Source organism: Pseudomonas sp. HP_01, assembly GCF_055284355.1.
On the sequence record NZ_JBTOPV010000006.1, the window covers coordinates 1 to 12436 of the forward strand.

11 protein-coding genes and 1 riboswitch are annotated in these 12436 nt (G+C 62.9%); of the genes, 3 read left to right on the top strand and 8 right to left on the bottom strand.

The window, feature by feature from the left end:
• Positions 1–268 precede the first annotated feature (268 nt).
• A complete protein-coding gene (locus ACYAR8_RS05375; protein ID WP_463579283.1) occupies positions 269–1177 on the bottom strand; it encodes a LysR family transcriptional regulator in 909 nt (302 codons plus the stop codon).
• A 238-nt stretch (positions 1178–1415) separates the two neighbouring features.
• On the opposite strand from ACYAR8_RS05375, the gene ACYAR8_RS05380 reads away from it, so the two are divergent.
• Complete coding sequence (locus tag ACYAR8_RS05380) at positions 1416–2702, top strand: MFS transporter (RefSeq protein WP_463579351.1); 1287 nt, start codon at positions 1416–1418, stop codon at positions 2700–2702.
• A gap of 31 nt (positions 2703–2733) precedes the next feature.
• Positions 2734–4008 carry a glucarate dehydratase family protein gene (locus tag ACYAR8_RS05385; protein ID WP_463579284.1) on the top strand — a complete coding sequence of 425 codons (1275 nt, stop codon included), beginning with the start codon at positions 2734–2736 and terminating at the stop codon, positions 4006–4008.
• 542 nt (positions 4009–4550) lie between these two features.
• Here ACYAR8_RS05385 and ACYAR8_RS05390 read toward each other — a convergent pair.
• The 5 genes from ACYAR8_RS05390 to ACYAR8_RS05410 form a co-directional block, all read right to left on the bottom strand.
• On the bottom strand, positions 4551–5357 hold the full coding sequence (locus ACYAR8_RS05390; RefSeq protein WP_463579285.1) for an ABC transporter ATP-binding protein: 807 nt from the start codon (positions 5355–5357) through the stop codon (positions 4551–4553).
• Entirely contained in the window at positions 5354–6385 is a 1032-nt protein-coding gene (locus ACYAR8_RS05395) for a FecCD family ABC transporter permease (protein WP_463579286.1), read from the bottom strand. The genes ACYAR8_RS05390 and ACYAR8_RS05395 overlap by 4 nt, the downstream gene beginning before the upstream one ends.
• A gap of 11 nt (positions 6386–6396) precedes the next feature.
• On the bottom strand, positions 6397–7398 hold the full coding sequence (locus ACYAR8_RS05400) for an ABC transporter substrate-binding protein (RefSeq protein WP_463579287.1): 1002 nt from the start codon (positions 7396–7398) through the stop codon (positions 6397–6399).
• Positions 7399–7541: 143 nt separating this feature from the next.
• Positions 7542–7738: riboswitch (cobalamin riboswitch) on the bottom strand.
• Between the two features lie 189 nt (positions 7739–7927).
• Positions 7928–8650 carry an aspartate/glutamate racemase family protein gene (locus tag ACYAR8_RS05405; protein WP_463579288.1) on the bottom strand — a complete coding sequence of 241 codons (723 nt, stop codon included), beginning with the start codon at positions 8648–8650 and terminating at the stop codon, positions 7928–7930.
• A gap of 60 nt (positions 8651–8710) precedes the next feature.
• Positions 8711–9706 carry an aldo/keto reductase gene (locus ACYAR8_RS05410; protein WP_463579289.1) on the bottom strand — a complete coding sequence of 332 codons (996 nt, stop codon included), beginning with the start codon at positions 9704–9706 and terminating at the stop codon, positions 8711–8713.
• A gap of 225 nt (positions 9707–9931) precedes the next feature.
• On the opposite strand from ACYAR8_RS05410, the gene ACYAR8_RS05415 reads away from it, so the two are divergent.
• On the top strand, positions 9932–10096 hold the full coding sequence (locus ACYAR8_RS05415; protein ID WP_175514125.1) for a hypothetical protein: 165 nt from the start codon (positions 9932–9934) through the stop codon (positions 10094–10096).
• Between the two features lie 12 nt (positions 10097–10108).
• On the opposite strand, the gene ACYAR8_RS05420 is transcribed toward ACYAR8_RS05415, so the two are convergent.
• Positions 10109–10858, bottom strand: coding sequence for an endonuclease/exonuclease/phosphatase family protein (locus ACYAR8_RS05420; RefSeq protein WP_197985933.1), 750 nt, complete (start codon positions 10856–10858; stop codon positions 10109–10111).
• Positions 10859–11122: 264 nt separating this feature from the next.
• Complete coding sequence (locus ACYAR8_RS05425) at positions 11123–12349, bottom strand: MFS transporter (RefSeq protein ID WP_463579290.1); 1227 nt, start codon at positions 12347–12349, stop codon at positions 11123–11125.
• Between the last annotated feature and the right edge of the window lie 87 nt (positions 12350–12436).

The window sequence follows — 12436 nt, forward strand, 5'->3', positions numbered from 1 at the left end:
CACGCGGATGCTTTAGTGGGACTGGCTTTAGCCGGGAAGAGGCCAGTGCAGGCACCGTCACCTTTGCGGTGTAACCACTGACGCTTTCCCGGCTAAAGCCGGTCCCACAAGCTGGCGTTCCAGCCAGTCCCATTGAATGCACGCGGATGCTTTAGTGGGACTGGCTTTAGCCGGGAAGAGGCCAGTGCAGGCACCGTCACCTTTGCGGTGTAACCACTGACGCTTTCCCGGCTAAAGCCGGTCCCACAAGTCGGCGTTCCATCCGGTCCTACTGCGCTGTGCGCCCTTCGGCCTTCACCGCCGCGCGAATCGCCTCCAGCAGCATCTGGCACGCCGGGTTGTCGTTGTCAGACCGCCAGACAAGGTGCAGCTCGCTCTGCACCCCTTCACCCAGATCGATGTCGCGAAACGTCACGCCCTTGAACACCACATTGGTGGCGCAACGCGGCACCAGCGCCAGGCCCATGCCGGCATTCACCAGCGCCAGAATGGTCAGCGACGAACCCAGCCACTGCACGTACTCGGGCGCCACTTGCGCCGAGCGAAACATGCCGGTGAGCAATTCGTTGAACGGCGGGTAAGCCGAGTGCGAGTACATCAGGAAGGGCTGAGCGTCGAGGTCCTGCACGCTGATGTGCTCGGCGTTCGCCAGCGGATGACTGCTGGGCACGGCCAGCACGAACGGCTCGCGCACCAGGCATTCGGTTTCATAACCGGGCTGCAGCAGCGGCGCGCGCACGATGCCCAGATCGATGCGCCGGGCGCGCAGGGCTTCGTGTTGCTGATAGGTATTGAGCTCAGTCAGGGAGATTTTCACGTGGGGCTGGTTCTGCCGGGCCTCGGCGATGACCCGTGGCAGAAACTCGTACACCGCGCTGCCGACGAAGCTGATGGTCACCGAGCCGATGTCGCCTTCGGCAAAGCGTCGCGCCGCGATAGCGGCCTGATGCGCGCGCTCCAGCAGCGTCTGCGCTTCGATGAAAAACGCCCGACCCGCTGCGGTCAACGCGACGCTGCGGGTGTTGCGGTTGAACAGCTGAACGCCCAGCGAATGCTCCAGCAGCTGGATCTGCCGACTGAGGGGCGGCTGGGTCATGTTCAGACGTTCGGCAGCCCGGCGGAAGTTGAGTTCGGTGGCGACGGTGGTGAAGCAGCGCAGTTGGGCAAGCTCGAACATTGATCTATTCCGGGTATCAATCAACAGTCAATCTAGATTAGACGGGAACAATGTGCCGGTCCATGATCGGTTCACTACCTGCATTTCCCACGCTCATCCCAAAAAAAATACAAAGACCGGGAGTCGCACCTTGAACCGCACCGTTCCCATCAGTGAACCCCTTCACAGCGCAGATCCCACCGTACTGGCCCGCGCGGCCGCAAAAGTGAAGCGCCATGTGTTGCCGTTGTTCGTGATCATGTTCATCGTCAACTACATCGACCGCGTCAACATCGGCTTCGTCCGCAGCCACATGGAAACCGATCTGGGCATTGGCGCTGCAGCTTACGGGCTCGGCGCCGGTTTGTTCTTCGTCGGCTACGCGCTGTTCGAAGTCCCGTCGAACATGCTCCTGCAACGGTTCGGCGCCCGCGCCTGGCTGACGCGCATCATGTTCACCTGGGGCGCAGCGGCGATGGCGATGGCCTTCGTGCGCGGCGAAACCAGCTTCTATGTGCTGCGCTTCATCCTCGGCGCGGCAGAAGCGGGGTTCTTCCCGGGCATCATTTATTACTTCACCCAGTGGCTGCCTTCCAGCGAACGCGGCAAGGCCATGGCCATCTTTCTCAGCGGCTCGGCCATTGCGTCGGTGATCTCCGGGCCGGTGTCCGGCGCCTTGCTCGGCGTCAGCGGCATGAACCTGCACGGCTGGCAGTGGATGTTCATCATCGAAGGCTTCGCCTCCATCGCATTGTGCGGCTTCGTCTGGTTCTGGCTGCAGTCCCACCCTCGCGAGGCGAAATGGCTGAGCGAAGAAGAGAAGGGCGCATTGATCAGCGCCATCGACGCCGAACAGCGCGCCCGGGAAGCGGCGCAAGTGGTCAAGCCGTCGATCTTCAAGCTGCTCGCCGACCGGCAGATCATGCTGTTTTGCTTCATCTACTTTTCCGTGGCCCTGACCATCTACGGCGCGACGTTCTGGTTGCCGAGCATGATCAAGAAGATGGGCAGCCTCACCGATTTCGAAGTCGGCCTGTTCAATTCGATCCCGTGGATCATCTCGATCATCGCCATGTACGGCTTCGCGGCGTTGGCCGCACGGTTCAAGCATCAACAGGCGTGGGTCGCGGTGACGCTGGTGATTGCTGCCTGCGGGATGTTCATGTCCACCGTCGGCGGGCCGATCTTCGCCTTCGTTGCGATCTGTTTTGCGGCCATCGGTTTCAAGGCGGCGTCGGCGCTGTTCTGGCCCATTCCCCAAGGCTATCTGGACGCGCGCGTCGCAGCGGCGGTGATTGCGCTGATCAATTCCATCGGCAACCTCGGCGGCTTCGTGGCGCCCACCGCATTCGGCTTTCTGGAGCAAAAAACCGGCTCAATTCAAGGCGGCATGTACGGTCTGGCGCTGACCTCGCTGGTGGCGGCCGTGGTGATCTTCTTCGCCCGCACCACGCCCAAAGGCGACCCGCATCGCCCAAAGCCTGAAGACGCTGGGCCGCTGCACGCATCCACCTCGCTCAGCTCAACGTCAAGCGTTAAACCCTAGCCTCACACCCTGATTGACCGGGAGAAGTCATTTGAAAATCACACGCGTCACCGTCACCCCGATTGCCTTCCGCGATCCGCCGTTGCTCAACGCCAGCGGCATCCACGAGCCGTTTGCCCTGCGCTCGATCATCGAGGTAGAAACCGACAACGGCTACCTCGGCCTCGGCGAAAGCTACGGCGATGCGCCGGCCCTGGCGATTCAACAGCAGTTGCAGAGTCAGTTGATCGGCATGGACCCGTTCAACCTCAACCAACTGCGGGCGGTGGTTAAAGCCACGGTGGCGGCTAACAAACCCACTTCGGTAGCGGGTGCTGAATTGGCGCCGGGCTCCCACGCCAGCAAAGCGGTGAGCAATGCCTACTCGGCGTTTGAAGTCGCCTTTCTGGATGTGCAGGCGCGCTCGATGAATCTGCCGCTGGTTGACCTGCTCGGCGGTGCCGTTCGCGACCGCGTGCCGTTCAGTGCGTACCTGTTCTTCAAATATGCCCAACACGCGGACTCGCCCTACGCGCCAGACAGCTGGGGAGAAGCGCTAAGTGAAGAACAGATCGTCGCCCAGGCGCGGCGGATGATCGACGCGTATGGCTTCAAAAGCATCAAGCTCAAAGCAGGGGCGCTGGACCCGGAACACGAGGTGTCGTGCATCAAGGCGCTGAAAAAGGCCTTTCCGGGCTATCCGCTGCGCATCGACCCGAACGGCAACTGGTCCCTGGAGACCTCGATCCGCATGGCCGAACTGCTCGGCGACGACCTGCAATACTACGAAGACCCGACCCCCGGGCTGGAAGGCATGGCCGAACTGCATAAGCGTACCGGCCTGCCGCTGGCGACCAACATGGTCGTCACCGACTTCGACGAATTCCGCCGCAGCGTCGCGCTGAACAGCGTGCAGATCGTCCTCGCCGACCACCATTACTGGGGCGGCCTGCGCGACACCCAGGCGCTGGCAAAAATGTGCGACACCTTCGGCCTCGGCGTTTCCATGCACTCCAACTCCCACCTGGGCATCAGCCTCATGGCCATGACCCACGTCGCCGCCGCCGTCCCCAACCTCGACTTCGCCTGCGACACCCACTACCCGTGGCAAGAACCGGACGAAGAAGTCATCAAAGGCGGCAAACTGCCCATCATCGACGGCTGCGTCCACCTCACCCGCGAGCCCGGGCTGGGCCTTGAACTGGACTACGACCAACTGGGCAAACTCAACGACCAGTTTCTAACGTGCGGCATTCGCCAGCGGGACGATGTGCGGCAGATGCAGAAATACAAACCGGAGTGGAAGGCGGTGAAGCCGAGGTATTGAGGTGGGGGTGGGAGCTATCAGCGGGCATGAGGCCGAAACGCGGGATGACGCGAAGCGTCACGGGATGCATGCCCACGCGGAGCGTGGGTACGATCAGCGTTGGGCAGCGAAATTCCCGTTGCCCATACCGGCCTCTTCCCGGCTAAAGCCGGTCCCACTAAAAAGCAACGCGTGCAGTCAGTGGGACCGGCTTCAGCCGGGAAGCTTTTGCTTTGCTTTTGATCTGCTCTTGATCTGCTTTTGATCTGCTCTTGATCTGCTTTTGCTTTGCTTTTGACCTGCTTTTGATCTTCCTGCGCAGAAGGTCCAGGCACCGCCAATCGCGACTTTGGTGCAGGCCGAACGTAGACGACGCGGAGTGGGCCGAGCCGCATGGATGCGGCGAGAGCGCCGTCAGGACATGGATGTCCGTTCGGCGCGGGCCCACGGAGTGTCGTCGGAGTGAGGGTATTCCGACGAAGGAGGAACCCAACCAGGAGCAAGCACCCTTGGTTACTTGGGGTGCTTTTCCAAGTAACTCGCCGAAGGCGAAAACGAGGCCGTTAGGCCGACGCCGTTGATTCTGGCGCCCGCAACCGCAAAACCCGGGCCCCGTCAAACGGATCAACCAACCAATGCCCCCGCACGCCAAAAACCTCACCCAATAGCGCCGGCGACAACACATCAAAGGGCGACCCCAACGCCACCAACCGCCCACCATCCATCACCGCCAGACGATCACACCCCAACGCCTGATTCAAATCATGCAACGCCACCACCGTCGTCACCGGCAAATCCTGCACCAACCGCAAAATCGACAACTGCTGCTGAATATCCAGATGATTCGTCGGCTCATCCAGCAACAACACCTGCGGCCGCTGCGCCAAAGCCCGTGCAATATGCCCACGCTGCTGCTCCCCACCCGACAACGTATGCCACGCCCGATGCGCCAGGTGCTGCAAACTCACATCCGCAATCGCCTGCGCCACAATCCGGTCATCGTCGTCGCCCCACGGCGCCAGCGCCGACAGCCACGGCGTACGCCCCAGCTCAACCGCCTGCAACAAACTGATCGAATCGCCGGTCTGCGCATGCTGCTCCACCACCGCCACCTGCCGCGCAATGTCCCGCCGGCTCAGCGCCGACAAGCGCTTCCCGCCCAGGCGAACTTCGCCCTGAGACGGCGCCTGAATCCCCGCCAGCAACTTCAACAGCGTCGACTTCCCCGAGCCATTGGGCCCGACGACCCCCAGGTTTTCCCCCGGCCGAATCGCCAGGCTCACCCCGCTAAGCAGTGGCGCGCCCTTGACCGAGTAACTCAAGTCGCTGCCTTCGAGCATGGCGCCGGGCACCTCCTGACGGGCGCTCATCGAGGACGATTCCCACGGACCAAAATCATCGCGAAGACCGGCGCGCCCGCCAGCGCCGTGATCACCCCGATCGGCAACACCTGACCTTTGATCAACGTGCGCGACAGCACATCGGCGGCGATCATGAACAGCGCGCCGATCAAGGCGCTGAGAGGCAACAACCGCGCATGGCGCACACCGGCCATCAGGCGCACCGCGTGGGGAATCACCAGGCCGACGAAGCCGATGGAGCCGACGATCGACACCATCACCGCCGTCATCAGCGCGGCGGTCAGGATCAGCACGGCCTGCACCCGGCGCACCGGAATGCCCAGTGACGCGGCCGAATCGCTGCCGAACGTGAACGCATCCAGCGCGCGCCGATGCCACAGACACACCAGCAAACCGAGCACCACGACCGGTACCGACAGCGCCACCGACGACCAGCGCACGCCGCTGAGATTGCCCAGCAACCAGAACATGATCCCGCGGGCCTGCTCGGCATTGGCGGACTTGGTGATCAGGAATGACGTCAGGGCGTTGAACAACTGGGACCCGGCGATGCCCGCCAGGATGATCTGGCCGGCAGCGGTCTGGCCCCGAGAGGAGCGGGCGAGCAGGGCAACCAGCGCGAAGGCGGCGATCGCGCCGGCAAACGCGCCGGTGGACAGGGAAATGGTTCCGGCGCCGATGCCGATGATCGCCACCAGCACCGCGCCGGTCGAAGCGCCGGCGGAAATGCCCAGCAAATAGGGATCGGCCAGCGGGTTGCGCAGCAGCGATTGCAAGACCACGCCCGACACCGCCAGCCCTGCGCCGCAGGTGGCGGCCACGATGGCCCGGGTCAGGCGGTAATTCCAGACAATGCCCTCATCGATGGGATCGAGGGGAAAGCCTGCGGCCCACAGCTTGTTGGCCAGCACCTGAACGATCACCGGCAGGCTGATCGACGTCTCGCCGATGGCCACGCCCGCCAGCACCGCCAACGCCAGCAACGCGATGGCCCAGGCGCCATGCCCGAAGATTCGGACGACGCTCGACCGAGGCATGCTGACTGACGTCATTGTGCTTGAGTGGCCTGGGCCAGTTGTTCGATGCCGTCGAACAGGCGCACGCTGGACTCCATGGCGCTGGCGTCCATGATCACGATGCGATTGTGCTTCACCGCATCCATGTTGCGGGTGACCGGGTCAGAGCGGAGGAAGGCCAGCTTCTTCTCGTGATCGTCAGCCGGGAAGCGGCGACGGTCCATGCGCGCGATGACCAGCACGGTCGGGTTAGCCTTGGCGATGGTTTCCCATCCCACGGTCGGCCATTCCTCATCGGAGTCGATGACGTTACGCATGCCGAGGGTGTCGAGCATGAAGTTGGGAATGCCCTTGCGCCCGGCCACGTAGGGGTCGACGTTGAGGTCCGGGCTGGAAAACCAGAACACCGCCGAGACGGGCGGATTGGCGTGGGCTTTTGCCTGCGCCACGGCCTGGGCGAGCCGGTTCTGGTAATCCGTGATCAGCTGCTCGCCACGGCCCTGTACGTCGAAAATCTGCGCCAGCTGACGCAGGCTTTTGTACAGCGTGTCGATGCGGAAGGCTTCGAGGCGCGTGCCGTCGGCGCCGACCCGATTGTTCTTGCCCTCGCAATCGGACGGCAGGATGTACGTCGGAATGCTCAAATCGCGAAACTGCTCGCGGGTGCCGACCGCGCCTTGTGGCCCGACCATCCACTCAAACTGCACCGGGACGAAATCCGGTCGTTTGCCGATCACCGATTCGAAGCTCGGCGCATTGTCGGCGAGGCGCTCGATGCGCTCGTTGAGGGTTTGGTACTGGGGCAGGACGGGGTTGAACCACAGTGACGTGCCGACCACGTTAGGGCCCAGGCCCAGTGCATACAACATCTCGGTGGCGGCCTGGCCGATGGTCACGGTTTTCTGCGGGGCGTGGGGGAAGGTCAACGCTTCGCCGCAGTTGTCCACTGTTAAAGGGTAAACCGTCGACGCCGCGAGCGCGGCGGTGGGCAAGGTCAGCGTGACGAGCAGGGCAGCGAGGCGGCGCAGCGGCATGAACAGCGATCTCCAGAAAGCCTGAATGCATGGCGAAGCAGGCGCTGGAAAGTCCATCCCGACAGGCGCCCCAAAGATAAAGGCGCGCACAGCGTGCGCGAACGACGCACGAACGGGAGTCCTTCCCCGGACACCCCGCCGGTGAATGAATATGCTGGCCGGCAGGTCTCCTGACTGGCGCTTCATCGCTCTGCTTCGGCCTTCCCGGGGTGACCCAGTGGCAAACAGGAAACAGAGCTCAGCGCCTACAGTTGCGGGGACAGTTCCGTTTCAGCGCGAAGGCACGCGCCTGGGGATTCCCTATTAATTCCGAGTGGAAACCGGCGGCGGGGATACTAAACGATTCGGCGGGTGGAGGCGAATGCAGCGGCGGTGTGGCAGAGGCTATTACCTGTGGGAGTGAGCTTGCTCGCGAAGAGGCCGGCACATTCGCTAAATCTTCAGCGGCCGGGATGCAGTCTTCGCGAGCAAGCTCGCCCCCACAGGTTATACGTTCGCCTTCAATCTGCGTGTGCTGAACAATGGGCGCCTACTGCTTAAACGGCCAACCGACGATCTTCTTCGGCCGTGGCGTGGCGTAGGTCCGTACTTTCGAGGTCTTCAGTCCAAGTCGTACCAACGATTCCGCCAGCGCGACGGCCGCGGTGACGCCATCCACCACGGGCACGCCAGCGCGATCGCGGATCAGTTGATCCAGCCCGGCCATGCCGCCACAGCCCAGGCAGATCACCTCGGCCTTGTCCCGAGTCACCGCTTCGATGGCTTGGTCAACGATCGCCTCGACCGCTCGCTCCGGGAATTCCTCCAACTCCAGCACGCTCATGCCGCTGGCCAGTACCGACGCGCAGCGCTCGTAGACCCCGGCCAGCTTCAGGCGGTCTTCGATCAACGGCACGGTGCGGTCCAGCGTGGTGACTACCGCGTATTTATGCCCTAGCAGCATCGCCAGGCTGGCCGCCGCTTCGGTGATGTCCACCACCGGTACGTCGAGCAATTCCTGCAAGCCTTCGCGGCCATGCTCGCCGTAACCCGCTTGAATCACCGCGTCATAAGGCCCTTCGTAGGACATGACCCGATCCATCACCGCGATGGCGGCCAGATAACTCTCAAAATTGCCTTCCACCGACTCGGCGCCGAAGCGCGGGGTCAGGCCGATGATTTCGGTGCCGGGGGAGGCCACGCTGCGGGCCTGCTCGGCAATGGTCTCGGTCATGGATTCGGTGGTGTTGACGTTGACGATCAGAATTCGCATGGACAGATCTCGCGCAGGAAACAAAGCCGGGCGTCTGGCCCGGCGTCGTTGGGCACGATATCAGTCTTTGCCGGGAACTGGCGCCTGCAGGGCAATGAAGCCCTGATCGCGCATGGCCTGCCAGAAACCATCCGGCACCTGTGCGTTGAGCGCGGTGACGTCTTCGATGATCCGCGAGGGTCGGCTGGCACCCGGAATCACCGCGGCTACCAGCGGATTGGCGAGGACGAACTGCAGTGCTGCGGACTTGATGTCGACCTGATACTGCCGAGCGATTTCCTGAATATGCGCCACTTTGTCGAGCATCGCCTGGGACGCTTCCTGGTATTCGAAATGCTTGCCGCCCACCAGCACGCCGGAGCTGTAAGGGCCGCCGACAACGAACTCGGCATTGTGCTGGCGAGCCTTGTCGAACAGCCGTTGCAGCGGCTGGTCATGATCGAGCAGCGAATAACGGCCGGCCAGCAGAAAGCCATCGGGCTGCGCTTCTTCCAAGTCCAGCGTCAGTTCGCACGGCTCAACGCGGTTGACGCCCAGGCCCCAAGCCTTGATCACGCCTTCTTCGCGCAGGCGGGTGAGGGCGCGGAAAGCCCCGGTGCGTGCGATGTTGAAATGCTCGATCCAGGCATCGCCATGGGCGTCCTGGGCGACGTCGTGGACAAACACGATGTCCAGCCGATCAGTGTTCAAACGCTTCAAGCTCGCTTCAATCGAACGCAGCGTGGCGTCGGCGGAGTAGTCGGTGACGATCTTGTTTTTCAGGCCTTCGGCGAACGGACCGCTGCGGGTCTCGGTGTCGATCTCGTCGGAGATCAGCCGGCCGACTTTGGTGCTCAGGGTGTACTGCTCGCGGGGGACGCCGGCGAGGGCCTTGCCCAGACGCTGTTCGGACAGCCCGGCGCCGTAGATCGGAGCGGTGTCGAAATAGCGAATGCCCTGGTCCCAGGCAGCTTGAACGGTGGCCGCAGCTTCCTCTTCGTCGATGGTGCGAAACATGTTGCCAAGGGGCGCGGAGCCGAAGCCCAGGCGGCCTATGATTTTGTCGTGCAGACTCATGGAAGGTGTCCTGTGGGGTGAAGCGTGTGTGGATGCGCGACGCCTTGCGCCGCATTTGCCGGACTGAAAACAGCGCGATGAAGCCGGCGAGGCTTCTTTACTGACTGTTGATTGGTGCAGGGGTTCTTCCTGGTGGGGACCGGTCTTGTTGCACCTGAGGCGCCTGCTAAGCTCAACGCACCAGACTGAGCCTTTGTCGAACCTACCGAAACGAGAGGAAATCCCATGCAATCTCACTCCCCCGACGCTGCACCCCTTGCACCGCACCCTGAGCATCAGCCAGATGACGAAGACACAGCCTTCGATGCCGACATGGACCCGGGAAACGAAGACCCGGGCTCCCAGTTTGATCGTGACGCCACTGTTCCCCTGATTGATCCGGATAAATAAGGGCGCAGTTCATTACAGATGCACTTCGACCGCCAGCGGCAGGTGATCGGATAAATGCGTCCACGGCCGCGTGCCGAGAATTTTCGGATCGTGGCTGGTGGCGTTGCGCAGGTAGATGCGGTCCAGTCGCAACATCGGGAAACGTGCCGGGTAGGTCTTGGCCAGCCGCCCCTGACTGCGCTCGAAGGCTTCATGCAGGTAGCCACAGCGCTGCAGACGTTTGTTGCCCTGCAGCTGCCAGTCGTTGAAATCGCCGGCGATCACCACCGGGGCGTCTTCGGGCAGGGAGTCGAGCAGGTCGCAGAGCAGATTCAGCTGCAACTGACGGTGGCTTTCCAGCAGACTGAGGTGCACGCAAATCGCGTGGACTTCGGCGTGCCCCGGCACTTGCAGCACGCAATGCAACAGGCCCCGGCGTTCCGGTCCGGTGATCGAGATGTCCAGATTGCGGTAATGCAGGATCGGGTATTTGGACAGCAGCGCGTTGCCGTGGTGGCCGTCGGGGTAAACCGCATTGCGGCCGTAGGCGAAGTCCGTCCACATGCTGTCGGCGAGAAATTCGTAGTGCGGCGTGTCGGGCCAGTCTTCGTACTTGGCGGCATGGCGGTCATGGCCGCCAAGGACTTCCTGGAGAAACACCAGGTCGGCACCGGTGCTGCGCACGGCTTCACGTAACTCCGGCAGGATGAAACGCCGGTTCAGTGCAGTGAAGCCCTTGTGGGTGTTCACGGTCAGCACGCGCAGTTTGTGGACTTCACGCAGCGTGGCCGGGTCTGGAGGGGTAGCGTTCGAGCCAGCGGGATCGGGGGTCACGCCCTCACTCCTGTTCGGGGGATGTGCTATTCCGACCGGGACGCGAGGCGGCAGTTCAGCTTTTGTAGAACCGGCTTCAGCCGATAGATTTCAACCGCCAGTAAGACCTGTTGCAGGATCGCCGGCCTCTTCCCGGCTGAAGCCGGTCCTACTGTCAACGCGTGCGCTCTGTAGGACCGGCTTTAGCCGGGAAGCCTTTATACCGCGCGTCCTCTACACCCGCGTGTCGATCGGCGTCCTGCGCGACAGCACTACCGCCAGCGTCAACGCCGCCACCGACAACAAGGCCGCAAAGAAGAAAATCCAGCCGTAGCCCATGCCCAGCGCCACCGCGCCCATCAGCGGTCCGGCGATGGCCAGCGCCAAATCGAAGAACACTGCATAAGCGCTGAGTCCGGCACCGCGACTGCTGTTGGGTACCTGCTTGATGGCCTCGACGCCCAGCGCGGGATACACCAGCGACAAACCAAAACCGGTCAGCCCGGCGCCGATAAGGGCGAAGGTGGTGTCGGGGGCCAGCCACAGCAGCACCAACCCGAGGGTTTCGACGGTCATGCAGACGATCGCCGAGCGAAAGCCGCCGAAGCGGTTGATCGCATTGATGAACAGCAAACGCGCGACGATGAAACAGATGCCGAACACCGTCAGGCACCAGGCCGCGCCTTCCCAGCCGCGGGCCACGTAAAACAACGTGATGAACGTCGTCAGCGTGCCGTAGCCGATGGAGGACAGGGTCAGGCTCAGGCCAAATGGCGCCACTCGGCCGAACACCGAGAAGAACGGCAGGCGCTCGCCGCGCACCACCGGAATTGCCGGTTTGTTGCGGATCAACAGCAGTGCCCCGGCCGCCAGCACGAACAGCACCACGCCCAGGCTGGCAAAGCCCAGCGCCCCGACCATCACCACCCCGAGGGGGGCGCCGATGGCGATGGCGCCGTAAGAGGCGATGCCGTTCCAGGAAATCGAGCGAGCCGTGTGCTCCGAACCGACCTGGCCGATGCACCAGCTGATGGTGCCCACGCCGATCAAGCCCTGGGACGCGCCGAGGAACAATCGCGCGATGATCAGGATCGTCAGGCTGACGCCGGCGAAACGCTCCAGCAATATCGCTGCGAGGGTCAGCACGCCGCTCAACGCGATGCCTGAAAGCCCATAAACGATGGCGCGCTTGGTGCCGATGGTGTCGCAGATGCGTCCGGCCACCGGGCGACTCAACAGCGTCGCCAGGTACTGCGCGCCGATCACCAGCCCCGCAACCACCGCGCTGAAGCCCAGTTGGTCGTGCACATAGCCGGGCATCACCGCGATAGGCAGCCCGATGCACAGGAAGGCGATGAAGGTGTAGACGACGATGGAGACGATTTGCAGCGTGATTGCCATTGAACGGGCGTCACGGGCGGGCGAATTGGCAGGCGTATCGGGGGGCAGGGCGGCTGACATGGGGACGCTTCGCTGGAGCGGTGGGAGTGCCGCATCATCGCCCGAGGTGTCGGGAAATGAAAGCTGGCTAACGGTTTTTCTCCGGGA

Coding starts and splice junctions, on each gene's coding strand:
- ACYAR8_RS05375 (WP_463579283.1), bottom strand. CDS start 1,177: ATGTTCGAGCTTGCCCAACTGCGCTGCTTCACCACCGTCGCCACCGAA.
- ACYAR8_RS05395 (WP_463579286.1), bottom strand. CDS start 6,385: ATGCCTCGGTCGAGCGTCGTCCGAATCTTCGGGCATGGCGCCTGGGCC.
- ACYAR8_RS05425 (WP_463579290.1), bottom strand. CDS start 12,349: ATGTCAGCCGCCCTGCCCCCCGATACGCCTGCCAATTCGCCCGCCCGT.
- ACYAR8_RS05405 (WP_463579288.1), bottom strand. CDS start 8,650: ATGCGAATTCTGATCGTCAACGTCAACACCACCGAATCCATGACCGAG.
- ACYAR8_RS05390 (WP_463579285.1), bottom strand. CDS start 5,357: ATGAGCGCCCGTCAGGAGGTGCCCGGCGCCATGCTCGAAGGCAGCGAC.
- ACYAR8_RS05410 (WP_463579289.1), bottom strand. CDS start 9,706: ATGAGTCTGCACGACAAAATCATAGGCCGCCTGGGCTTCGGCTCCGCG.
- ACYAR8_RS05380 (WP_463579351.1), top strand. CDS start 1,416: ATGTTCATCGTCAACTACATCGACCGCGTCAACATCGGCTTCGTCCGC.
- ACYAR8_RS05400 (WP_463579287.1), bottom strand. CDS start 7,398: ATGCCGCTGCGCCGCCTCGCTGCCCTGCTCGTCACGCTGACCTTGCCC.
- ACYAR8_RS05415 (WP_175514125.1), top strand. CDS start 9,932: ATGCAATCTCACTCCCCCGACGCTGCACCCCTTGCACCGCACCCTGAG.